The organism is Pelagibacterium sediminicola (genome assembly GCF_003390885.1).
In the GTDB taxonomy this organism is placed as follows: Bacteria; Pseudomonadota; Alphaproteobacteria; order Rhizobiales; family Devosiaceae; genus Pelagibacterium; species Pelagibacterium sediminicola.
The window spans coordinates 1-261 of record NZ_QMEL01000036.1; the positions used below are offsets into that span (position 1 = coordinate 1).

The 261-nt window shown below is 54.4% G+C and carries 1 protein-coding gene; it reads left to right on the forward strand.

What is annotated here, in order from left to right; all coding sequences use genetic code 11:
- Positions 1 to 146 (forward strand): transposase (locus tag DQG18_RS15895; protein WP_157970221.1); only part of this gene is annotated, 146 nt, incomplete at its 5' end.
- Positions 147 to 261 lie beyond the last annotated feature (115 nt).

A 261-nucleotide genomic window follows, 5' to 3' on the forward strand; every position in this document is an offset into this window, starting at 1 on the left:
AGAAGCGCTACAAGGACCGCTGGCGCGTCGAGGCAATGTTCTGCCGCCTCAAGGATTTCCGCCGCGTCGCCACACGGTACGACAAGCTCGCTCGGAATTATCTATCTGCCGTCATGCTCGCTGCAGCAGTTGCGTACTGGCTATGATTGAGTCTCAACCCTAGTCACCCGAATCTGAAGTTCGGTTCATTGTTTTCTGGCAGAAGCGTTTGACGGAGGCGAGGATTTCGTCTGCGGATTTGACCCATTTATAGGGTTTGGG